This window comes from Bacillus sp. LB7 (genome assembly GCF_030449715.1).
GTDB classification, from domain to species: Bacteria; Bacillota; Bacilli; order Bacillales; family Bacillaceae; genus Bacillus; species Bacillus paralicheniformis.
Map to the genome: position 1 here is coordinate 207,390 of NZ_JASGCA010000005.1, position 22,820 is coordinate 230,209.

Consider the following 22,820-nt stretch of genomic DNA (forward strand, 5'->3'; position numbering starts at 1 on the left):
GCCTATGAAAGGCTGCCTTCGTCCCCCTGTTTAACCCCTTTTCTTACACCTTAAAACGTTTCGCTGATCGTTTTCGCCTGCATATGAAGCGCAAGATAATCAGGTCCGCCCGCTTTCGAATCGGTTCCCGACATTTTGAAACCGCCAAACGGATGGTAGCCGACGATCGCCCCTGTACAGTTGCGGTTGAAATACAGATTTCCGACATGGAATTCTTGTTTTGCCCTATTGATATGGTCGCGGTTTTTAGTAATGACAGCGCCTGTCAGGCCGTATTCGGTGTTGTTGGCAACCTCCAGCGCCTCATCAAAGCTGCTGACTTTTGAGAAAGCAACAACAGGTCCGAAAATTTCTTCCTGCATTAACCGGGCTTTCGGATCCAGATCGGCAAAGATCGTCGGATCGATGAAGTAGCCTTTTGAATCATCGCCTTTTCCTCCGCTGACTAAGCGGCCTTCTTCTTTTCCGATTTCGATATAGTCCATGATTTTATTAAACGATGCCTGGTCGATGACAGGTCCCATGTAAACGTCCGCGCTGTCAGGCTCTCCGACTTTCTTGGATTCCGTAATTTCGATCACGCGCTTCAATACTTCGTCATATACCTTTTCATGCACGACAGCCCGTGAACCTGCTGAACATTTTTGGCCTGCAAAGCCGAAGGCAGATGTGAAAATTGATTGTGCAGCCAATTCAATGTCACAGTCTTCATCAACTACGACCGTATCTTTTCCGCCCATTTCAGCAATCACTTGTTTTAAGTGTGTCTGACCAGGCTGAACCTTCGCTGCGCGCTCAAAAATGCGCGTTCCGACTTCCCTTGAACCTGTAAACGTAATGATGCTTGTTTTCGGATGATCCACCAGGTAATCCCCGACTTCAGCTCCGCTTCCAGGGACGAAGTTGACTACTCCTTTTGGAAGTCCGCTTTCTTCAAGCACTTCAACGAACTTGGCAGCAATGACAGGCGCTGCGCTTGCCGGCTTCAGAACAACCGTGTTTCCTGTCACGATCGGCGCAACCGTCGTTCCGGCCATGATCGCGAAGAGGAAGTTCCAAGGCGGAATAACAACCGTTACACCAGTCGGTGTGTACACATATTGATTGCGTTCGCCTTCACGGCTGTTTACCGGCTTTCCTTTCGCAAGCTCAATCATTTGCCGCGCATAGTATTCCATAAAATCGATCGCTTCTGCTGTATCCGCATCTGCTTCATTCCAAGGTTTCCCTGCTTCTTTGACTAAAAGCGCAGAAAACTCATGCTTTTTGCGGCGCACATTGGCAGCCGCGCGGAATAAAACAGCCGCTCTTTCTTCAGGATCTGTGTACCTCCAAGTTTCAAACGCTGTCGCAGCCGCCTGAATGGCCTTTTCCGCATGATCCTGAGTAGCCTTGGATACCGTACCTACCACTTCTTCTTTGTTTGCAGGATTGATCGATACGATCTTGTCTTCCGTTTCATACCTTTCTCCATCGATAACAAGAGGATAGGACTGACCCAGCCATTCGTTATTTACCGTTTCCAGAGCTTTTTCGAATGCCTTCCGGTTTTCTTCGATCCCGAAATTTGTAAATGGTTCGTGTTTGTAAGGTGTTGTCATGCTAATCTCCCCTTTTTATCGTTTTATTTCTTCGTCATGCCTTTAAACGCAAAAGCGATGTTGGCTGGCCGCTCGGCAAGCCTTCTCATAAAGTATCCGTACCAGTCGTCTCCGTAAGGAAGATACACGCGCATATTGTAGCCTTCCTTCACCAGTTCCAGCTGAGTTTTGTTGCGCATCCCGTACAGCATTTGAAACTCGAAGCGGTCTTTGCCGATTTGATGCTCTTTCGCGATTTCTTTGGTGTAATCAATCATCTTGTCGTCATGAGTTGCGATGGCTGTGTAATGGCCGCTCAGCAGCTGCTTTTTAATGAGCTTTTTGTAATTCTCATCCACATCTTTTTTGTCAGGAAACGCCACTTGCGGCGATTCTTTATAAGCTCCCTTCACAAGACGGAAAAACGGATTATACGGATTAAGCTCCTCCAAATCCTGTTCGGTCCGGTACAAGTAGGCCTGCAGGACGGTGCTGACATACTCGTATTTCTGCCTGAACTCCTTAAAGAGGTCGAGCGTCTTTTGGCAGCGCACTTCATCTTCCATATCGATTGTGACCATCACTTTATGCTGTTCGGCACATTCCAGAATGCTGGTCATATTATCCCTGACAAGGTCAAGGTCAATATCAAGCCCCAGTGACGTCATCTTTAATGAAACATGTGAATTAAGCTGTTCCTGAGCAATCAGCTGAATGGCTCGAATGCATTCCTGCGTGCGTTCTCTTGCGACTTCCCTGCTGTCTACAAATTCGCCCAAGTGATCAACTGTGACAGTTAACCCTTGTTCATTCAGCTCCTTAATAATCGGAATTGAAGCTTCAAAATCTTTTCCTCCGATAATTTTTCCGGTCGCGACGGAACTCCCCCAATTTCTCGCCAGGCGATTCAGGATGCTGCTTTTAGATAAGAATAGGAAAAAGTCTCTTGTTATCACTTCCATTACTCACACCCCGCCATCTCATGAAATATTTCTTTATATTCTTAATTTTATAAGAGCTAAGGTCCGATTCACAATATTTCGAAAAAACAAAAAAGCTGACGATTTTTGTGGTTTTTCCACAATGTTTTACATCTGCTGGGATTTTTTCAGAAACTTTCTTCCTAAAACTTGGATGGTATACGACAATAGAACCAGGAAGAAACTTCGGTAAAGAACAGGATGCGTTTTCGGCGAACCCGTTTTTGCGTATGCCCTGTTTGCCGTTCCGCTCCGCTTTATTTGAAAACGCTTTCTGTTATACTCAACCATTTCCCTATGAATGCAAAGAAAAAACCCTTTAAGAATACTTAAAGGGAATATTATGTTATGCCCACACCTCGTCTAGCGTTTCTCTAAACAGCCGGTCAAGCTCCTGCGTCAGATCTTCATGATCCGTTTTATAGGCTTTTGCTACCGTCTGAAGCCGCTCCAATTCATGATCAATAAATGCGTGGAGGATGGGGTTTTGAGGTTCAAGATTAGAATTCCTCCCCTTTCTTTTTCCTCTCAAGCAGCTGATGGATTTCCGTTTTCAGCGGTCCGTCTTCCATAAGTTCGTCAAGCAAAACCTGAAATTCAATCGGAGGAACCGTCCGGCGGCTTTCAATCCACTGGCAAGCCAGAATCGGGCGGAGCACATAAAAATATTTTTTGATTTTCACTTCTTCCCGCTGCAGATAGTGGCGGAAATTCCCTGATGCCATATTGAGATAATGGTACATGCAGGAGATTGGAGAAAAGGCGCGGCTTTTTAGCTGCCTCATTTTTTCCGCCAGCGAATAGGCTTCATAATAAACCGTTCCCGAGGAAAGCCATTCGAGAAGCGGAGGGTTTGATTTCCTAAACAGTCTTAACGCTTTTGTCAACTCCCAGCCGCTGATATCGAGGGAATCGTCAATCGGCAGTTCAATCACATCGCGCTTTGCATCAATTGACAGATACCAGTCTTTTTGATGGACATAAATAAATCTGACGTCGTAATCACTGTCCTGTGAGGGAAAGCCCCAGGCTCTGCTGCCCGATTCAACCGCATAGAGGATTTTAACGCCATATGTCGCTTCAATGTTTTTTAGTTCTTCTTGAATTCGCTGTTTCATGATAAGTGCACCGCCAGTCTAATCGTTTCTATTATTTACATTATAGTGCGCGATTCGGCAATAAGCGACTTTTTTGCGGCCGCAAGGGCAGAAAAAGTCTTTATCCATGGAAGTGCCGGCGGGGCGGATAACGTGATGCCCATCCCGATCCCCTATACCGTATCAAATGGACAAATGGTCAAACAAGACCGAAAGAGCCAATGATCAGACAAATCATTGGCTCTTTGCTTATTCCAATATATTAACACAGCGACAGAATACCTTAATTAAACGTTTGTTTAAGACCGGCCAAGCCCCAGCATCTCCACAATGTAGTCGGCCGTTTCCTCGGAAGACCGGTTATCTGTTTCCACTTTCAAGTTGTGAAATGCATAGATGCTCTTTCTCTCGTTGAACAGCTGTTTCATTTCTTCGATTGAACGGTTATGAAGAACCGGCCTGTTCTCAATCAGGAGATCCATTCGCTGCTGCCAATTCTCCCATGTTAAATCAAGAAAGATGACGAAGCAGTGTTCGAGGCACTTCTTTCTGACGTCTTCCTGTTGGAAAGCGCCGCCCCCTAAAGATACGATGCTGCCCATTGTATGTTCGCACATCTGAACAATATATTCTTTTTCAGTCTGTCTGAAAAACGCTTCCCCTTTTTGCAGAAAAATCTCCGGAATGGTCATTTGAAAATCTTTTTCGATCTGCTGGTCGATATCGATAAAGTCGCGGCCTAATTTCTTTGACAGAAGCTGACCGATGGTTGTTTTCCCGACGCCCATAAACCCGATCAGCACGATATTCTTATCTCTCATTGCGGCATTCATATCCAGCTTCTCCTCCTCCTTGCATAAAGGAATCAAATATCTTAAGTATATGACAAATCCAGCTGGAATGGTATAGGCTGCCTGTTAATAAAAAAAGAGGCTGAAGTCAGCCTCTTTTTTGCTATTTCCACCAGTCGTCAAACATTGAAGCAGGGACTTGGCGTTTGTGCTCGGATGCCTTATAGCGTTTTTCGATCGCCTCGGCCACTTCGCTGGAGACGGCTTTTCCTTCAAGGTAGTCGTCGATGTTGTCATACGTCAGGCCGAGCTCTGCTTCATCGGATTGCTGAGGTTTTTCATCAAGCAAATCGGCGGTCGGAGACTTCGTATAAAGCCGCTCCGGTGCTCCCAGCTCTTCCAGCAAGCTTCTGCCTTGGCGCTTTGTCAATCCTGTTAGCGGCAAAAGGTCTGCGCCTCCGTCTCCGTATTTTGTGAAGAATCCGGTAACAGCTTCTGCAGCATGATCTGTTCCGATTACCAGCAGCTGATTTTGACCCCCGATCGCATATTGGGCAATCATCCGGACTCTTGCTTTTACATTGCCTTTATGAAAATCGGCAAGCGCCTCTCCTGTGACTGACTGATATTGAGCAGCAAATGAGCCTACAGTTGAAGCAATGTCAAAAGCAAAAGACTTGTCCGGCTGGATAAATTTCAGCGCCAGCTGGGCGTCATCTTCATCCTGCTGAACGCCGTAAGGCAAGCGAACCGCAATAAATTCCGCCTGAACGCCTTCTTCTCTCAATTCTTCAACAGCCAGCTGGGCAAGCCTGCCCGCCAATGTGGAGTCCTGTCCTCCGCTGATGCCTAAAACAAAACCTTTGGCACCAGTTTTTTTCAAATAGCTTTTTAAAAAACCGACCCTTTTTTCAATTTCCTGTTTCGGTTCGATAGAAGGCTTTACATTCAGTTCCTGCATGATTTTTTCTTGTATAGTCATCCGTCATTCCTCCTTTTGACTGAATGAACCGTAGTGTTTATGTCTTTAACTATAGCATATGTCTCATTTCAAAGTGAATATTGAGGTGCGCAGAGAGGCTTTTCTCCCTCTTGTCTTCGTGAATAAAAAAGGCGCCCCCTGGCAAAATAACAAGAAGATTAGAGGGGTTGAAACGATGAAACGTCAAGCGAAAAAAGGAGATTTGAAATGGTGGCAGCTCTCCATGATCGGAGTCGGCTGCACAATTGGAACGGGGTTTTTTCTCGGGTCAAGCATCGCGATTAAGAAAAGCGGCTTTTCCGTATTAGCCGCCTTTCTTCTTGCTGCCCTCGGCACTTTTCTCGTCTTTCAGCAACTGGCGAAATTAACAGCGGATCATCCTGTTGAAGGGTCTTTTTGTTCTTACGCCAGGGAGGCCTTCGGCAATTGGGCGGGGTTTAGCAATGGCTGGGTCTACTGGTCATCGGAAATGCTGATTATCGGGAGTCAGTTGACAGCGATCTCTCTGTTTACACGCCATTGGTTTAACCAGGTTCCGCTGTGGGTGTTCGCCTCCATTTATGCGGTTCTCGGACTGATCGTCATTTTCACAGGGCGCAGCAGTTTTGAAAAAACGGAAAACATACTGGCCGTGTTGAAAACGGCGGCCATTTTAATGTTTATCATCATCGCTGTCTTGGCATTGTGCGGGCTGCTGCCCGGAAAAACGCCTGACGCGCAGTTCCCTGACCGGGTTCACGAATTGTTCCCTTTCGGCTTTATGGGATTGTGGACGGGGTTGATTTACACATTTTACGCCTATGGTGGAATCGAAGTTATGGGTCTGATGGCGATTCACTTAAAAGACCCGAAAGATTCATCAAAATCAGGGAGCCTGATGCTCATAACCCTTGCTGTGATTTACGTCGCATCGATCGGGCTGGCCATGCTCCTTGTCCCCCGCGGGGCATTTACCGAACAGAACAGCCCGTTTATTACGTCATTAAAAGACTTTCATCTCGATTTGATCATGGATATTTTCAACGGCATTTTTATTATCGCCGGTTTTTCAACGCTGACCGCTTCCCTGTTCGCCGTCACCACACTGATGGGAACAATGGCGAAAAACGGAGATGCACCGGCCTGCTTTGCCAAAAAAGAAAAGGCGAAAGTGTCGTGGCCGGCACTTGGCCTGACGGTGCTCGTTCTCGCTGCTTCCATTGTACTGTCGCTGCTTTTGCCGAAGCAGCTTTATGAACATATGACGACGGCCGCCAGCTTAATGCTGCTCTATAACTGGATGTTTATCCTGCTTTCCAGTAAAAAGCTCACAAAGCCGAAAATGAAAGGGAATGTCCAGATTGTCACAGCGCTTGTCCTGATTTTATTTGCCGTTTCGGGTACGTTATTTGAAAAAAACAGCAGGCCCGGTTTTTTTGTAAGCCTTCTGTTTCTTGCCGTTATTGCTGTTGTGACGATGCTGATGAAAAAAAGGTGGGCCCATCAGGAACAGAAAAACGGGCAGACCTGATCAGCCTCCCGCCTGCAGCAGTTCAAGCATCCCTTGATAGCCGAAGTAACATCCGAAAACAATCAGGCTGACGCCCGCGAGCCAAGTCGTTGCCTGGATCATCCGCGGGCTTAAAAATGTTCTGAATGTCCCTGCAAGAAAAGACATGGCCAAGTCCCACAAAAAAAGTCCGATTAAAATGCCTGAACTGCATATCAGCAGCTGGTATGATTCGTACGTCTCTACCGTTTTCGCCAAAATGCTTCCGTAAATGCCGAGCCAGAACATGATGCTCAGCGGGTTTGAAAGGGAGATCACCAGCCCCGAAAAAAATGATTTGCGGTATGATCCTTTCTCTCCCGCGCCTCTCATCAGCGATACTTCCTTCGCCTTGATCAGGCTTTCGATCCCCGTATAGGTTAAAACAAAAAAACCAAACAGCCATAAAAATGTTTTTAAAAATGGCGCTGTCAAAAATTGAGCGACTCCAAAATAGATCAAAGCCATATATAAGACATCCGCCGTCACAGCGCCAAGTCCAAACAGCCAGGCATGAAAGAAACCGCCTTTCATCCCCCTGTCGATCTGCGCCGCATTCACAGGGCCGACAGGTGCCGCCAATGACAAGCCCAAAAACACATAACTCAGGAAGATGTTTAACATATCGCGTCCCCCTTCCGCGGATAACTTGTACAATGTATTCAAAAAGAGGACATGATAGAACAAACAGCTAAAAAAGCCTTTTCCCAATATGGGAAAAGGCTCTTCTTTATATGCCAAACTTCGAAAGCGCAAATGTCCAAATGCAAATTATGAAAAGCAGGACCAAGCTGTATTTAACGGTTTGGCTGAAAAGCTTTGATTCCTGCCCTGTCTCTTGGACCGCAGCTGTTGCGATCGCAATCGACTGCGGTGAGATCAGCTTGGCCATCACGCCTCCCGCGGTATTGGCGGCAAGCAGCAACGATGAACTTGTCCCGATTTGCGCTCCGGTGACAGCTTGCAGGTGGCCGAATAATGCATTGTTGCTGACGACTGAACCTGTGATAAACACGCCGATCCAGCCCAATACGGGACTGACGAACGGAAAAATATCCCCTGCTTTGGCGAGCGCCAGTCCGATGGTTGAACTCAATCCGGCATAATTGGCCAGATTTGCAAAGCCCATCACAAAGCAAATGGTCAGAATGGGAAGCCACAGTTCCTTGACCGTCTCTTTCAAACTGGAAAGTCCTCCGCGGAAACTAAGGTTTCGGCTCAGCACAATCGTGATGATCACGGCGATCAGTATCGCCGTACCCGTCGCTGAAATGAAGTCAAGCTTCATCACGGCATCAAGCGGTGCCGGCTCCTGGGCTATCGGCGGCGTTTTCAGCACTTCCCGGTGAAGAAAAGGCATGTTGAATAAAAGCGTCGATTGTTTCAGCCATCCGCCTTCCTGAAAAAGCCCTTTGAAACCGGGCAGACTCCACACCGCAATGACGGCGGTCAAGATATAAAACGGAGACCAGGCTTTCATAATCTCTGCTGCATGATATTTTTCAGCGGGTTCATGTTCATTCCTGGTTTCCCTGTATATGTGACGCGGCTGCCATTTTTTCAAAAACAGCGCCAGCGCTCCCATACTGATTAAAGCGGCCAAAATGTCTGCAAGCTCCGGCCCCAATGCAATCATCGTTAAAGTCTGCACCGCCGTATAGCTTCCGCTTAATACAAGGAGAGCCGGCAGCGTTTCCCTTATTCCTTTAAACCCGTCCAGTATGAAAACGAGCAGGAACGGGACAAAGAAAGTGATGAACGGCAGCATCAAAGCGAGCGTTCTGGAAAGCTCAACAGGTGTCAAGCCTCCCATCTGCGCTCCTGTGATGACCGGAATTCCGATCGCTCCAAAGGCGCCGGATGCCGCATTCGCAATTAAACATAGGGATGCCGCTTTCAAAGGTTTAAAACCAAGCTCGACAAGAAGAACGGCGCTGATCGCAATCGGCACGCCGAAGCCTGCCGCGCCTTCCAAAAAGGCGTTAAAACTGAACCCGATCAGCAATAGCTGAAGCCGCTGGTCAGACGAAATCCCGGCAATGCTCGCTCTGATCACTTTAAACTTTCCGGTTTTGACAGAAATTTTGTAAAGCCATACAGCCATCAGGACGATATAACCGATCGGCCAAAGGCCGTTTGCAATTCCAAGTAAAACGGCGGAGACAGCTTTAGCAGCCGGCATGTGAAAAAAGAACACCGCTACAATAAAGCTGACCGCCAGCGTCAAAAATGACGCGATGATTCCTTTCATCTTCAGCACGGTCAATGCAAGGAGAAAGAAAAGAATCGGCAGAATGGCGGCAAAAGCGCTGATAAACAGGTTCCCAAACGGATCGTATATCTGCTGCCACATTTTCATCATCTCGCAATCTTCATGATGTTAGTATCTTCAGATGTTCAGTTACGCCTGCAGTTCAAAATGCGGTTTTAAAATTGCTTTTAACACACCTGCACTATGCTTAAATTGCTGTTTTTCCTTTTCATTCAGATCAAGCTCAACAATTTCCCGCGCTCCGCATCGACCTACAGCCGCCGGAACTCCGATATAAACATCATTTTCCCCAAATTCGCCTTCAAGATGTGCGCTCACGGTCAAAATCGCTTCTTCATTGCGGTAAATCGCTTTCGTGATACGCGCGAGGCTCATGGCAACTCCGTAGTATGTCGCACCTTTTTTCTCGATAATGTGGTAAGCGGCGTTTTTAACATTGTCAAACAGTTCATCAAGATCTTCCGCTTTGTATTTCTCATTTCTTTTCAGCAAGTCGCTGACGGGAACTCCGCCGATATTCGCGTGGCTCCACACAGGCAGCTCTGTATCTCCATGTTCACCAATGATGTAGCCGTGCGCATTGTGGGCAGCGACACCGAAATACTCGCTGAGCAAGTAACGGAAACGGGCTGTATCAAGTGTTGTACCGCTTCCGATAACGCGTTCTTTCGGAAGTCCGCTGAATTTCCAAGTCGCGTAAGTCAAGATGTCGACCGGGTTTGTAGCGACAAGGAAGATACCGTCAAAACCGCTGGCCATGACTTCTCCGATAATTCCTTTGAAAATTTTCAAGTTTTTTTCGACAAGATCCAGACGGGTTTCACCCGGCTTTTGGTTCGCTCCGGCGCATACACAGACAATGTCGGCGTCTTTGCAGTCCTCATATGTGCCGTACCATGTTTTCACAGGATGCGGGGCAAATGCTTTACCGTGGTTTAAATCCATGACATCGCCCATTGCTTTGTCTTTATTTAAATCAATGATCACAAGTTCTTCTGTGATACCTTGGTTAATTAACGTAAATGCATAACTGCTTCCAACAAAACCTGCACCGATTAAAACTGTACGATTGACTTTTTGGTTTCTCATGACTCATCATTCCTTTGCCGTTTGTTTTAAATCTAAGCTGTTTGTGAAATTCTTCACATTCATATTGTGCAATACTTCACATACTTTTTCAAGTGATATACATTTTTATTTATGTCTATTTTGTGTCTCCACATATTTCTTCCTTAAATTTGTACATTTTCTGGTAAAAATATACCTTACAGCTAAAGAAAAATTGGTTAACGTGCTGCAAAAGACGGCTTTATCTGCAAGTGCATCAGGCCCATTCCAATATAAAGTTCCCCTTTTCAACCGTCATAACACCTCTAATCTTCAGGAAGATTCAATCATCGCCGGGTATGATGCCATCCAAATTAACATTTTAAATATTCAATCTTTTAGTTTGTTAGTAAAGCTGACAAAAATACTGCCAATCCTATTCTATTTTGTCATGATAAATTCTAGAATCTATCGGATGGGGAGTGTTGCAATTGAAATTGGCGGATTTGAGGAAGAGCGGACACGCGCCTTCCTTGTTGTCATCTTTTTTATATTTCGATGTCAGCTTTATGATTTGGGTGTTGCTGGGGGCGCTTGGTGTTTATATTACGGCTGATTTTGATCTATCGCCTTCACAGGTCGGATTGATTGTCGCCATACCTACTTTGGCCGGATCGTTTTTCCGGATTGTGCTCGGCATTTTAACCGACCGTTTCGGACCGAAAAAAACGGCTATTGGCGGAATGCTGGTGACGATGATTCCGCTGATATGGGGGTGGCAGTTCGGTTCATCGGTCGCCGAGCTGTATGTCATCGGAATTTTACTCGGTGTGGCCGGCGCAAGCTTTTCCGCATCCCTTCCGATGGCGAGCCGCTGGTACCCGCCGCACTTGCAAGGTCTTGCCATGGGGATCGCCGGAGCGGGAAACAGCGGGACACTGCTCGCTACGCTATTCGGCCCTCGCCTTGCGGAGCAAGTGGGGTGGAACGGCGTCATGGGAGTGGCGCTGATTCCTCTAACCCTCGTATTATTCAGCTATTTCCTTATGGCAAAAGAACCTCCGAATCAGCCGGCGCCTAAACCGCTCAAAGACTATTTTGCCGTTTTCAAAGAAAGGGACACTTGGTATTTTTGCCTGCTCTACAGCGTGACATTCGGAGGTTTTGTCGGCTTGTCCAACTTTTTAAGCTACTTTTTTGCATCCCAGTATGCCGTTCCGGCGGTAAGAGCCGGCGAATTTGTCACGCTCGTCGTTGCATCGGGAAGCTGCCTCCGCCCTGTCGGCGGGTTGATTGCCGATAAAATCGGCGGTGTGCGTCTGCTGCAGTTCCTCTTTATCGGGGTGGCTCTGTGCATGTTCTCGGTCAGCATGCTCCCGTCTCTTGGCGTTGTCACGGCCGCATTATTTATCGGCATGGGCTGCCTCGGGATGGGGAACGGCGCGATATTCCAGCTTGTACCGCAGCGATTCCAGCAAGAGATCGGGATGGTGACGGGGATCGTCGGCGCTGCGGGGGGAATCGGCGGATTCTTCCTCCCGAATATTCTCGGAACGCTGAAGCAAGTCACGGGTACGTATTCAAGCGGATTCCTCACCTTTACCGTTATCGCATTTTTGGCACTCGGACTGCTTTTGTTTGCTCAGGCCGGATGGAAAAAACAGTGGAAAGCCGAGGAGAAATCAATTCGAATATAAAGGGAGCCGCTCGATTCTTTTCGGGCGGTTTTCTATTCGGCAAAATTTGTTTAATCCTTTGGTTATCCTGCCCGGACCGTGACTCATGTGAAAAGTCACCCTGATCCTCCTGAGTGATGAAATGCAGATTCAAGCGCTTTTTCCGCGAATTCCAGTATCCCGCTGTCGAGCGGATAAAGCCCGTTTGGCTCTTCAGATTTGCGAACCTCCCAAAATCGATCGGCTAAATCCTCATGTCCCTTAAATGAATAATCAGACAGGCACATGATATCCTCCGCAATTTGCTTTCCCCATTCAGACTCAGGCGGCACCTCTTCTTTTAAGCACAGCTTAATCCGCTTGATGATGGAGAGCCATTGCTTTGTGATAAAATCGTCATTTTCCGCCTTCGGAAGCCTCTCTGCTAAAATCTCAGCCTCCTCTTCAGAGAACGATTCCTTCCATGGTTTATCCCGGGTTTGCCTGACGAGCTTGAGAAGGTCTTCCCAGCTCAAGCTTCCTTCGATTTGATACATGTTCAGCAAAGTATTTGTATGCTGCAGGCTCTTCGTCAGCTGTTCAATCTCCGAGTTCAGGCGCCTTTTATGCATTTTAATGATATTGATGGTATCCAATTGATACCTTAACGTCTTGATATGCTCCAATGAAAATTGAGCAGATTTCAAGATCAAAATTTTTTCGAGTTCTAACATATCTTCCTTCGAATATTGCCTTCGCCCATTTGACAGTGTCGTGCTCGGTTTTAATAAACCGATTTGATCGTAGTAGCGGAGCGTCCTTACGGATATCCCCATCATCTTCGCCACCCGCCCGGTTGTCAGTTCTTCTTTCACCATATCTCCCTCCCAAAATATCGCTTGAAGATTACGTTACGTCACGATTTAAAATGATTTTATCTTAAAAACAGGAGGGTTTTGTGATGGAATGGAAAAATCCTTGGAACAAAAAGCAGCTGGTCTACTTGCTTTAATCGCATTTGCAGCTGTTCCGATTTTCATTGAGTATCTATTAAAAAACGCTTTGGATTTGCTTTTGGGCGAAGGCATGCCTTCAGCCATGTTGATGGGTATTGCAATGGCGGCCGCTTTTATTTTAAGCCTGTACTATATCGCCTTAAAGCCTGACCGCCTGTCCTGGCGGGAAATCGGAATCTCCCGGTTCGCCCCTGCATACTGGATTCAAATAGCGGGATGGACGGTTTTTTTAATTGTGATGACGTCTGCCATTATGGAAATCCTGACTTGGTTCGGCGCAGGCTACGAAAATACAAAAACAAAAACGATCACTGCCGATCTTTCATGGTTAAACATTGCCATGTCTTTCGCTTCTGCCTGCATCGTTTCTCCCATCTATGAAGAAATGTTTTACCGCGGCTTTCTTTACCGCTGGTTCCGGGCTGAATTCGGGGTTGTATGGGCACTTGTTGCAAGCAGCGCTCTCTTTATGATCGCTCACATCCCCACATATAACACCCTGGCCGTTAACTTTGCAACAGGGCTTGTGTTTGCCTGGACATACGAAAAAACACAATCGATTATACCTGCGATGCTCATCCATAGTTTATTTAACGCGATTTTGCTGTTTTTCACAATTTTACTCACATAATATTGTTCAAAAAAGATTCGTCAAATTCGAATACCAGATATTAACCCATATCATGTTGTCCGTATAAAGCAGGATGCCGATGACGATCATCAGCGCGCCGCCGATTTTCATGAGCATATTCGAATATTTCATAAGCGGCCTGATGTTTCCGATAAAAAACGCCATGAGTAAAAAAGGAATGGCAAAACCTAGAGAATATGCGGTGATCATCATGAATGCGCTCCCAAAATCAGGGTTCTGAAAATTTGCATATGCGATCGTTCCGAATATAGGTCCGATGCATGGCGTCCAGCCCGCCGCAAAAATCATTCCGACAAGCATTGAATTCAACAAGCCTATTTTTCCTCTTCTAAACGAAAGGCGCCGCTCCTTCATCATGAAAGTCGGCCGGAAAACGCCGAGGAGGAACAGGCCCATGACGACGACAAATATTCCGCCCAGCATGCGGATCAAGTTATGGTATTGCAAAAACAGCAGGCCAAACGAGCTGGCGGAGAAACCCAATATGTAAAAAATCACAGAAAAACCGGCCAAAAAAGCCGCCGCGTGAATCATCACCGATTGTTTGATGCGCTTTGCATTTCGGCCTTTCAAATCGCTGACCGAAATCCCGGTGATGTAGGAAATAAATGATGGATACAAAGGCAGGCAGCACGGAGAAATAAACGACAGGAAACCGCCGCCGAATGCCAGCCATAAAGCGGTCATACACTTCCATCTCCTTCATTTTTATATAATTTTTACCATTCAATTCTCTTTCTCTAGCATAACATAAAAAACCGCCTATCATGGCGGTGATTTTTTGTATATTTGAAGCCGTCGCCAGCTTATCTGGCGGACGGCTTCTTCACTATCCTTTTTAACCGTTTAAAGCGGCTTTTTTCATATTGTCCTGAAGTTCCAATATGCGTTTTGCCCCTTCTTCGCGCAGGCGTTTGTTCTCATCTTCAATCTGCTTCGTCTCCTGCATGCCTTTGACAATTGTATTCCAAGACTGTTCGATCGTTTCAATATCGATGCTCGGCCTTCCGGACATTCTCGCGATTTCAACGGACTGGCTCGAAATATTTTCCGCGTTCCGCTTCAGCATTTCGTTAGTGCGGCGGTCGAGTTCGCTCATTGAATCGGCGACAAGCTTTTGGCGCTTGGCGGTAACGGCCTGGATGATGCCATTTTTGAAAATCGGAATCGTAATGATGAATGCCGAGTTGATTTTTCCGATCAGCTTTGTGTTTCCGCGCTGGAGCAGGCGGATTTGCGGCGCGGTTTGAATCGCGACCATCCGCGCCATATCGAGATCATACACCCGTTCTTCCAGCGCTTGAATGCCGTTTCGAAGCGTATCAAGCTCCATCTGCGCCATTTGGTTACCGCTGGCCGCTTTCGCTTCATATTCAGGGATGAGCTGCTGCAATTCTTCTATTTTCATCTGGCCGGCTACGACGTATTTCTCCAGCTCCACATAGTAATTGAGGTTGCTTTCATACATTTCATCAAGCGTCACGGTCGATTTTGTCATTTCATCTTTATATTTCGAAATTTCGACGTTGATTTTTTCGATTTCACCGCCGAGCGTTTGATATTTTTTGAATATTTTCTCGATCATGCTGTTGCCGCGCTTAAATAACTTGGAAAGCAGGCCTTTCTGTTCTTCAAAGTCATTCTTGTCAAAGCGGTCCATGATTTTTCCGAGCTGCGTCAACATCGCACCTGAATCTGTCACACTGTTCGTTCTCATCATAGAGAGAATGCGGTCTGAGAACTTGGATATTTCAAGAGCGGGCTCTTTTCCGAATTCTAAAAGCTCCACTTGGTTTTTTACGTCAATTTGCCGAGTCAGAGCTTGCACATCGGGCTCCCGGCGGAGTTTGGCACGGATGTCTTCCGCTTTTTCAATCGTGATCTCTTCCTCTTTGCTGATATTGATGATGCTTGTTTCATTTGGATTTGCCATCAGAGTGGCTCCCTCCTTAAAAGATTTTATTGATGAACTTCCGGACGATTGACGGCTCTTTAAACTCCTGGTTGAAGGACATGTCATCAAGCCAATGGGTATCGAAATGCTGTCCGTCGATATAGCGGTCAATACACTTATAGCCCGGCGGATTATAGATGATGATGTCGATGCCGATTTCATTTAACAAAAGCAAGGCGGCCGCGTCTGAACGGGTAAGTGTTCCCGTCTGTTCAGTGTGGTACAAGATCAGCTTCGGCACTGTCTGTGAATAGTCAAATGTCTGAATCATATTCAAAAGCGCTGCCGGAAGCTGTACCGCCTGGGTAAACAAATACAGCTGCACATCGGCTGTCTTTTCATTGTTCAAAGCCAGCATCTTCGGGCTTTTGCACAGCCTGGAAACCGCTTGGGCAATGCCGCGCTGCACTCCCTCAGGCAAATGCTTGTAGCGCCATATATTGCTCTCCATCAAACGGTCCGGATCGATCATCCCCGTTTGATCAAGCGCATGGCTGTAATGGAATTGATAATTCGACGTCTCTTCGTTTGTAAACGGGAAGCGCCGGATCGTATGCGACTCCTTATACTCCGTCAGCGTCTGCAGACGGTCCCAGTACTCTTTTTCATTGCTGGAGACGCCCATGACCATCGCGAATAAGTTCGGAATGTTGACCGTTGATTGAGACGCTTGAAAATCGGGTCTGATAAAGGCGCGTTCCTTCGCAATTAAAAACAGTTCATCATACGTGGTCTTCAAAGTCACGGAGACCGGCGTATGCTCCCTGAACTGCCAAGGTTTGTACATGAGCGAATCCTCATTGTGCAGAACAGTATCCAGCTCCTTCGCGGAACGGTACGCCACCGTTGATTTGCGCTGAGGCTTTTCAGTCGGGAACGGCTCCAATGCAGACGTGCCCGGGTATGTGAAGACAAAAGAAAGCTTTTGCTCGGGATCAAGCTGGCGAAATTCGTCTTTTCCCTCCGGATGAAACAGCAGCACATCACACCCGACAAGCATCAAATAGTATAAAAAATACCGTTGGCTTTTTGTGGTGTCCCCGTACCAAATCACTTTCGGCATCGCCTTTTCGCAGTCGGCTTCTTTCAGCCACTTCTCCAAATGATTGCCCATCCATTTGACAAGGTCGAGGAGGACCCGGCGAAAATCCGGATCGTTCAATCCTTTTTCATGAAAGGACTGAAACATCTGCAGCACTTCGATAAGCGCCTTCCTTAAATGGCGGTGCATAGCGGCGTCAGGGTGCTTAGGAATGAGCTGCTCCCCGTCGAGAAAAGCGGCAAACCGATTGACGGAAAGCCCTTTTTCTTTCTGATTCACCATATGGATGCGCTGTATGGCCTGAAACCTTTCCGGAGAAATGGTCTTATCAAGCGTCTCGCTTAACACATGCACATCACCGGACTCATACAGCTCATGGAGATATATGTAGTAATCCGTTTCATCGTGCGGCGTTCCGAGAATCCGTCCCGCCAGACGGCTTATAGTCAGATGTCCGTTTTTTTCATACGGGGTTCTCTCCGGCAGCGGTTTCTTGATGATCTGCTTCCATTCATCATCATTGACCAGGGCGTTTTGAATATTAATTTCTTGATTCATAGCGCTCAGCCGTCTCCCCTTTCTTCTGAGTCAGTGTCACTTTTCCGTCCAAATACGGCACACATGCCCGCTCTTGTCACGGCATAGGTTGTCCCGAACTTTCGGATTGTTCCTGCAGGAAAGTCATGCGCTCTCTTTCGGAGCGTAGACGATTCAATCCCCCACTCTTCACAAGCCTGCTGAGAACTGAGAATCTCGCTGCTCGTGAGATCGACTATTTTCATCATGGCTGTTCATCCTAAACATTCATTTGTTTTCTCCTGAGAATATTCACAATATATGATGCCGTCTGCGGCTCTTATTTTTGAGACCGGAGTGCCGGCCCGGCCTAACTTCCGAACGATCCAAGATTTGAAAGCGGTTTGGACGCTCTCAGTATGTCTGTATAGCTGCGGTTTTCATGATATACCCCGTAGATTTCAGCCTTTAATAATATTTTTTTGGCCCAGCTGAGGTACGGCTTGATTTCGATCATTTTATTTGAAAAAGAGCTTTTCACAACGCCTCGGGTGCCGTCGGCACTTTCGACGATGCTCAGGGCATCCAGATAATCTTCCATTGATATAACGTGCAGGCTTTGGACCGCTTTTATTTGTGACGGATGAATCACGCTCTTGCCGTGAATGCCGTTGGCCAGATCAAGAAGCGTTTCATTGATCAATCCGTCTATATACCGATTGATCCCAAGCGAAGATTCTCCCGCATCAGCCCAATTCGGCCCAAAAGTCTGAACCGTTCGCGAAGCATCTTCAAAGTACTCCCAGACAGGCCCCGAAATCACGAATTGCAAGCCGAAATAATTGACGATATCTTTGATGAAATCAGAGATGACCAAAACGTCATAAATCGGCGTTTCCGGTTTTCTTCTTATCCCGTACAGACCGCACAAATCAGTCGCGCCGATCCTGATATTCAGAACGATATCTTGATAGAAACCGAGCGTTGATTTTAATTCCTGCAGCGCCTTTGCCCTCGTTTCCATTGCCAGCAGGTCAGGTGTCTCAAAGATCGGCATTCCGTACAGCACGATGCCGGATTCTTGCGACAGTTTCGTTAAAGTATCAAGATAGTGCTCCGCATTCAACATCGAAAACTTCGGAAATACGAATCCGGTAAACAAGTGAAGCGCGCGGCCGAGCTTGTTGCCCAATTCGAGCATTTGCTCCGGTTCCCGCACTCGGATAAACATCAGTGGCAGCCTATCGCCGCTGATGTTCTGCAGTTTTTGCGCCTGGTAAATCATGTCGGCCTGACTGACAAGATTGTTTTCAGCCTGGAGAACCTCACAATCGCCGATCGAATCTTCAAGGCAAAAAACGACCGAGCACAGCTCAGGATACTTGTTATTGATCATGACATCTGCTATATCTTTTCGGTTCCCCGGAACATAAAGCGCAGCTCCAAGCGCATGCTCCAGAATGTGCTTCGGAGAGTCTTTTGTAACGGAACCCGGCAGTTTGAAAAAGACATCTTCTTTTTGAGAGGCGGATAAAAAATCAAAGTATTGCATATGGGTCACCTTCTTTGAATAAGAATCATACACCCCTTTGATGTAAAAAAGGGCGGAGCAGATATACTCCCCCCTTTATGTTTTGCAGGTTTGTTATTCTTCCTTTGACGCCGCCGTTTGCTCTTTCACAGCTTTTTGCTTGTTCATATAGTGAATGATGAATGTCACGGCAAAAGCGATAATCAGAATGATAAAGAAGACGCTGTGCGGCATTTCAATATGCCATACACTCGCAGCCATTTTCAGTGCGATGATCCCGATTAAAACAAAGGCCGTCGCTTCAAGTTCAGGCACTTTGTCAATCAGCGTCAGGAAGAATTTCGCAACGGTTCTCATCATTAAGATGCCGAGCATGCCGCCGATCAGAAGCACCCATACCTTTTCAGATACGGCAAATGCCGCCAGGATGCTGTCCACCGAAAATGCGAGGTCCATGAGTTCTACCGAAATGACAGTCGCCCAGAAGACACCGAAAACACGTACCATCCAGCTGTCTTTTTTGATGGCGTTTGCTTCATCATCGCCCTCACCGATGAAGAAGTGCTTAATGACGAGCCATGCCAGATATGCGGCTCCGAGCAGTTTGATCCACCAGAATTTAATCAGGATCATACCAAGTCCAATGAATAGAAACCTAAAGAAGTAGGCTCCAATTAAACCGTACGTCAACGCTTTTTTGCGCTGTTTTTCCGGCAGGTGCTTTACCATGACGGCGAGAACGAGAGCGTTATCCGCCGATAAAAGCCCCTCCAGCACGACCAGCGAGCCGATCAGCCCCCAGGAAACGGGGTCCGTTAATACTTCCACCCACATTTCCCAATCGAAAAATGAGGCGTAAATTGACATAATATGATGAAATAAATCCACTTTGGTTACCTCCTAATGATGAAAAAGCAAGACTGAATCACGCAAACGTGATTCAGCCGGCAAAACTAGACTTGCAGGCCGTAGTTGCGGCAAAGCGATGCCAATCCGCCGGAAAATCCGCTGCCGATCGCATTGAATTTCCAATCGGCTCCGTGACGGTACAATTCGCAAACAACAACCGCTGTCTCAATCGAAAAATCCTCTCCCAAGTCAAAACGAAGCAGCTCCTCATTTGTTGATTCATCAGCGAGCCGGACAAACGCATTTGAGACTTGTCCAAAGTTTTGGCTGCGGCTTTCCGCCTCGTGAATCGTCACTGTGATGCCGATCTTTTCAACATGGGCGGGTATTTTTGAGAAATCGACGATGATTTGCTCGTCATCGCCTTCACCTTCTCCTGTCCGGTTGTCACCCGTATGAATCACGGCGCCGCTCGGATGCTCGAGGTTGTTGTAAAAGACGAAGTCGCGTTCATTGATGCATCGATCGTTCTGATCGACAAGAAAAGCCGACGCATCCAAATCAAAATCGGCGCCGCCGGTATATTTGTTTGTATCCCAGCCTAAACCGATCAGCGCTTTCGTCAAACCGGGGTTCGTTTTCGTTAAATCGATCCTTTGTCCTTTAGATAATTGAATCGCCATCGATAGGACCTCCTTTAAGAAATGTCAGGCACCGGACAAGCGGACGCCGGGGCGGGGACGCTGTCCGGATCGTCAAAATCAGCCGACCTGCAGGCCGAAATCGGTGGCAATCCTCGCCAGCCCGCCTTGATAGCCTGAGCCGATCGCTGAGAATTTCCATTCTTCTCCGTGGCGGTACAGCTCTCCCGTGATCAGCGCTGTTTCAATTGAGAAATCTTCACCAAGATCATAGCGGATTAACTCTTCATTCGAGTCTTCATTGATCACGCGAACATAAGCATTTGACACCTGTCCAAAGTTTTGGCGACGCGCTTCCGCTTCATGAATCGTAATCACAAAAGAAATCTTTTGAATGTCGGCAGGCACTGCATTCAAATTGATTTTTACCTGCTCATCGTCTCCTTCGCCTTCCCCTGTCCGATTATCGCCTGTATGTATGACAGCTCCGCCTGCGCCTTCGGTCTGATTATAGAAAATAAAGTCCTTTTCAGAAGCGCATTTGCCTTCTGCATTGAGCAGAAACACGCTCGCATCCAGGTCAAAATCAGCGCCGCCGTGATATTGATTGACGTCCCAGCCAAGGCCGACGACGACTTTCGACAATCCGGGATTTGTTTTTGTTAAATCGATCTTTTGTCCTTTCGCTAATGAAATTGCCATGTTATCTCCCCATTTCTTTTATGAATGTCAGGCGTAGCGTTTGACGATTTCCGTTATGCTCGTATCGTTTGTGCCTTCTCCGACAGCGGTGAATTTCCACTCGGCGCCGTCACGGTAGATCTCGCCCGCGATCAGGCTTGTCCGTCCAGAATAATCGTCCCGCAGATTGTATTTGACCATCTCCACGCGATCGTTCATATTGACGATGCGTATGAAGGCATTTTCGATCATTCCGAAATGCTGGCTTCGTTTCACGCAATCGTATATATTCACGACAAAGACAAGCTTATGAATATGCGAAGGAACTTTTTGCAAATCTACGATGATTTGTTCATCATCTCCGCTGCCTTCACCTGTCAGATTATCTCCGGTATGTTCGATGCTGCCGCATCTGCTCTTCAAGTTTCCGAAATAAATGACGTTCTTGTTCTCCGTGACTCTTCCGTTTTCCAGCATCAGCACGGATGCGTCACAGTCAATATTCGGGGCTCCTCCTCCAAACAGCTTTCCAAAAAAACCGCCGCTTCCGGACGCAACCGGGTCCCAGCCGAGACCGACCAAAATCTTCGAAAGCCCCGCTTTCCCTTTTGTTAAATCAATCCGCTGACCTTTCTCTAAAGAAATAGCCAAACTGTTCACTCCTCCGTTGAATCATGACTTTCAAGATCACAGTGCTGGATGAGAATAAGAGTTTGATAGATCCAATTATCACGCCAGCGTGATTCATCTCTTCACAACTACAAGACCAATGAATCATTATTTAACCTGCTTAACTATATATACGGAAAGATTCAGGGGAAAGTTTCGCAGTTTTCGATATTTTTTTATCATCTTTTTATACTGGTCAAAATAGAGACGACAATAATAGCGATTGCATGAAATCATCGTGTTTGATATAGTATATCTAAAAGATATATATCAAAAAGATATAGAAAGGCGGTATGTATGACAAAAAGAAATCACACGACTTACGCTCTCCTTGGATTGATTACGGCCGGCTACCGAACGGGTTACGAAATGAAACGAATGATCGATCAAAGTTTGAATCATTTTTGGAAAATCAGCTACGGCCAAATTTATCCCGCGCTGCGCCAATTAACAGAAGCGGGCTGGGCCGCTGCATCTCCGGCGCTCTCGGACAAAAAGCCGGACAGAAAAGAGTACCTGATTACCGACGAAGGTCAAAAAGCGCTGCAAAGCTGGCTTGAAGAGCCGATCAGTGATATCGCCTCAGAAAAAAACGAGTTTTTGCTGAAGCTGTTTTTCAGCAAGGAAGAAAAGCGGGAGAAAACCGCATTGAAAGTCAAGGAGTACCAACAAAAGCTTGAAGAACGGCTTGAGGCATATCAAGCAATCGAGCAGTCCATTCTTTCGTGCAGAACCGATTCAAAGGACAGAGACTACTGGCTTTTCACTTTGGATTATGGAAAACGCACCACCTCGGCCGGAATTGAATGGTGTGAAGCCACAATCAACCGGCTGAATGGAAAGGAAGGGAACAATGGGTAAAACGATCATCAACAAGCCCTTTACGGCCGCCCCTGAAGATGAAGTCGTTGTATTTGTGATCGGGATGAGAATAAACAAGTGGCATGCTGTTCATAAATGGTGGCCGGTTTTTACCGCCATGTCTCCTATGATAAAGGAGCTTTATCAAAACAAAGACCTCGGCTTTCTGGCAATGGAATCATTCATCAATTTCAGGACGATTTTTCTCATTCAATATTGGCGTTCTTTCGAAGATTTGACAGCATATGCAAAGGCTGATAAACATATGGCGGCTTGGCGCCGTTTTTATCAGAAAACAGCCGCATCTGGAGTCGTCGGCATCTACCATGAAACGTATACGGTTCCAAAAGGGCGTTATGAGGCTTTTTACCATAACATGCCGTTGTTCGGCTTGGCAAAAGCGTACGGACATCGACCTGTCACCCGCAGAACCAAGACGGCTGAACAACGAATGCGGGGATCTGAAATAAGCTAAA

21 protein-coding genes and 2 pseudogenes are annotated in these 22,820 nt (G+C 46.8%); 5 read left to right on the forward strand and 18 right to left on the reverse strand.

Annotation, left to right across the window (positions count from 1 at the left end):
* Window positions 1–50: 50 nt before the first annotated feature.
* From pruA to nadE, 5 genes and pseudogenes are all read right to left on the reverse strand, one after another.
* Window positions 51–1,601, reverse strand: a complete 1,551-nt coding sequence (gene pruA, locus QMZ64_RS09315) for an L-glutamate gamma-semialdehyde dehydrogenase (protein WP_165425986.1) — start codon at window positions 1,599–1,601, stop codon at window positions 51–53.
* Window positions 1,602–1,624: 23 nt separating this feature from the next.
* The gene (locus QMZ64_RS09320) at window positions 1,625–2,536 is read right to left on the reverse strand and encodes a proline dehydrogenase family protein (protein WP_265627866.1); all 912 of its coding nucleotides are present in this window, start codon (window positions 2,534–2,536) and stop codon (window positions 1,625–1,627) included.
* Window positions 2,537–2,906: 370 nt separating this feature from the next.
* A pseudogene (locus QMZ64_RS09325) lies at window positions 2,907–3,678 on the reverse strand (nucleotidyltransferase domain-containing protein).
* Window positions 3,679–3,956: 278 nt separating this feature from the next.
* Window positions 3,957–4,490, reverse strand: a complete 534-nt coding sequence (locus QMZ64_RS09330) for a shikimate kinase (protein ID WP_265624899.1) — start codon at window positions 4,488–4,490, stop codon at window positions 3,957–3,959.
* Between the two features lie 121 nt (window positions 4,491–4,611).
* Window positions 4,612–5,430 (reverse strand): ammonia-dependent NAD(+) synthetase, encoded by an 819-nt coding sequence (gene nadE / locus QMZ64_RS09335; RefSeq protein WP_265624900.1) that lies wholly within the window; start codon window positions 5,428–5,430, stop codon window positions 4,612–4,614.
* Between the two features lie 175 nt (window positions 5,431–5,605).
* Between nadE and QMZ64_RS09340 the strand changes: the two genes are divergently transcribed.
* Window positions 5,606–6,940: an amino acid permease gene (locus QMZ64_RS09340; protein ID WP_265624901.1), complete on the forward strand. Its 1,335-nt coding sequence runs from the start codon at window positions 5,606–5,608 to the stop codon at window positions 6,938–6,940.
* Here the strand turns inward: QMZ64_RS09340 and QMZ64_RS09345 are convergent, their stop codons facing one another.
* The 3 genes from QMZ64_RS09345 to QMZ64_RS09355 form a co-directional block, all read right to left on the reverse strand.
* Window positions 6,941–7,582, reverse strand: a complete 642-nt coding sequence (locus tag QMZ64_RS09345; protein WP_265624902.1) for a LysE family translocator — start codon at window positions 7,580–7,582, stop codon at window positions 6,941–6,943.
* A gap of 106 nt (window positions 7,583–7,688) precedes the next feature.
* Window positions 7,689–9,311: an L-lactate permease gene (locus QMZ64_RS09350; RefSeq protein ID WP_301441285.1), complete on the reverse strand. Its 1,623-nt coding sequence runs from the start codon at window positions 9,309–9,311 to the stop codon at window positions 7,689–7,691.
* Window positions 9,312–9,359: 48 nt separating this feature from the next.
* Window positions 9,360–10,319 (reverse strand): L-lactate dehydrogenase, encoded by a 960-nt coding sequence (locus QMZ64_RS09355; protein WP_301441271.1) that lies wholly within the window; start codon window positions 10,317–10,319, stop codon window positions 9,360–9,362.
* Window positions 10,320–10,768: 449 nt separating this feature from the next.
* On the opposite strand from QMZ64_RS09355, the gene QMZ64_RS09360 reads away from it, so the two are divergent.
* A complete protein-coding gene (locus QMZ64_RS09360) occupies window positions 10,769–11,974 on the forward strand; it encodes a nitrate/nitrite transporter (protein WP_243943642.1) in 1,206 nt (401 codons plus the stop codon).
* 95 nt (window positions 11,975–12,069) lie between these two features.
* Here QMZ64_RS09360 and QMZ64_RS09365 read toward each other — a convergent pair whose 3' ends face one another.
* Window positions 12,070–12,810 carry a MerR family transcriptional regulator gene (locus tag QMZ64_RS09365; protein ID WP_265624904.1) on the reverse strand — a complete coding sequence of 247 codons (741 nt, stop codon included), beginning with the start codon at window positions 12,808–12,810 and terminating at the stop codon, window positions 12,070–12,072.
* 88 nt (window positions 12,811–12,898) lie between these two features.
* Here QMZ64_RS09365 and QMZ64_RS09370 point away from each other — a divergent pair, with 88 nt between their 5' ends.
* Window positions 12,899–13,579, forward strand: coding sequence for a CPBP family intramembrane glutamic endopeptidase (locus tag QMZ64_RS09370; RefSeq protein ID WP_265624905.1), 681 nt, complete (start codon window positions 12,899–12,901; stop codon window positions 13,577–13,579).
* A 6-nt stretch (window positions 13,580–13,585) separates the two neighbouring features.
* On the opposite strand, the gene QMZ64_RS09375 is transcribed toward QMZ64_RS09370, so the two are convergent.
* The 9 genes and pseudogenes from QMZ64_RS09375 to QMZ64_RS09415 all read right to left on the reverse strand — a co-directional run bounded on the left by QMZ64_RS09375 (window position 13,586) and on the right by QMZ64_RS09415 (window position 21,465).
* On the reverse strand, window positions 13,586–14,287 hold the full coding sequence (locus tag QMZ64_RS09375; protein WP_301441272.1) for a cytochrome c biogenesis CcdA family protein: 702 nt from the start codon (window positions 14,285–14,287) through the stop codon (window positions 13,586–13,588).
* 151 nt (window positions 14,288–14,438) lie between these two features.
* Window positions 14,439–15,533 carry a toxic anion resistance protein gene (locus QMZ64_RS09380; RefSeq protein ID WP_048350465.1) on the reverse strand — a complete coding sequence of 365 codons (1,095 nt, stop codon included), beginning with the start codon at window positions 15,531–15,533 and terminating at the stop codon, window positions 14,439–14,441.
* Window positions 15,534–15,549: 16 nt separating this feature from the next.
* Window positions 15,550–17,154 (reverse strand): YceG family protein, encoded by a 1,605-nt coding sequence (locus QMZ64_RS09385; RefSeq protein WP_243943648.1) that lies wholly within the window; start codon window positions 17,152–17,154, stop codon window positions 15,550–15,552.
* A gap of 5 nt (window positions 17,155–17,159) precedes the next feature.
* Window positions 17,160–17,366, reverse strand: a pseudogene (locus tag QMZ64_RS09390) (helix-turn-helix domain-containing protein); the annotation flags it as partial.
* Window positions 17,367–17,482: 116 nt separating this feature from the next.
* Window positions 17,483–18,664 (reverse strand): HpcH/HpaI aldolase/citrate lyase family protein, encoded by a 1,182-nt coding sequence (locus tag QMZ64_RS09395; protein ID WP_265624907.1) that lies wholly within the window; start codon window positions 18,662–18,664, stop codon window positions 17,483–17,485.
* A 93-nt stretch (window positions 18,665–18,757) separates the two neighbouring features.
* Window positions 18,758–19,531 carry a TerC family protein gene (locus QMZ64_RS09400; protein WP_048350140.1) on the reverse strand — a complete coding sequence of 258 codons (774 nt, stop codon included), beginning with the start codon at window positions 19,529–19,531 and terminating at the stop codon, window positions 18,758–18,760.
* Window positions 19,532–19,596: 65 nt separating this feature from the next.
* Entirely contained in the window at window positions 19,597–20,175 is a 579-nt protein-coding gene (locus tag QMZ64_RS09405) for a TerD family protein (protein ID WP_301441273.1), read from the reverse strand.
* 78 nt (window positions 20,176–20,253) lie between these two features.
* The gene (locus tag QMZ64_RS09410) at window positions 20,254–20,835 is read right to left on the reverse strand and encodes a TerD family protein (protein WP_301441274.1); all 582 of its coding nucleotides are present in this window, start codon (window positions 20,833–20,835) and stop codon (window positions 20,254–20,256) included.
* 27 nt (window positions 20,836–20,862) lie between these two features.
* Complete coding sequence (locus QMZ64_RS09415) at window positions 20,863–21,465, reverse strand: TerD family protein (protein WP_020450063.1); 603 nt, start codon at window positions 21,463–21,465, stop codon at window positions 20,863–20,865.
* Between the two features lie 315 nt (window positions 21,466–21,780).
* Between QMZ64_RS09415 and QMZ64_RS09420 the strand changes: the two genes are divergently transcribed.
* Window positions 21,781–22,344, forward strand: a complete 564-nt coding sequence (locus tag QMZ64_RS09420; RefSeq protein WP_243943650.1) for a PadR family transcriptional regulator — start codon at window positions 21,781–21,783, stop codon at window positions 22,342–22,344.
* Window positions 22,337–22,819 (forward strand): DUF4188 domain-containing protein, encoded by a 483-nt coding sequence (locus QMZ64_RS09425; protein WP_265624909.1) that lies wholly within the window; start codon window positions 22,337–22,339, stop codon window positions 22,817–22,819. The genes QMZ64_RS09420 and QMZ64_RS09425 overlap by 8 nt, the downstream gene beginning before the upstream one ends.
* Window position 22,820: the final 1 nt, after the last annotated feature.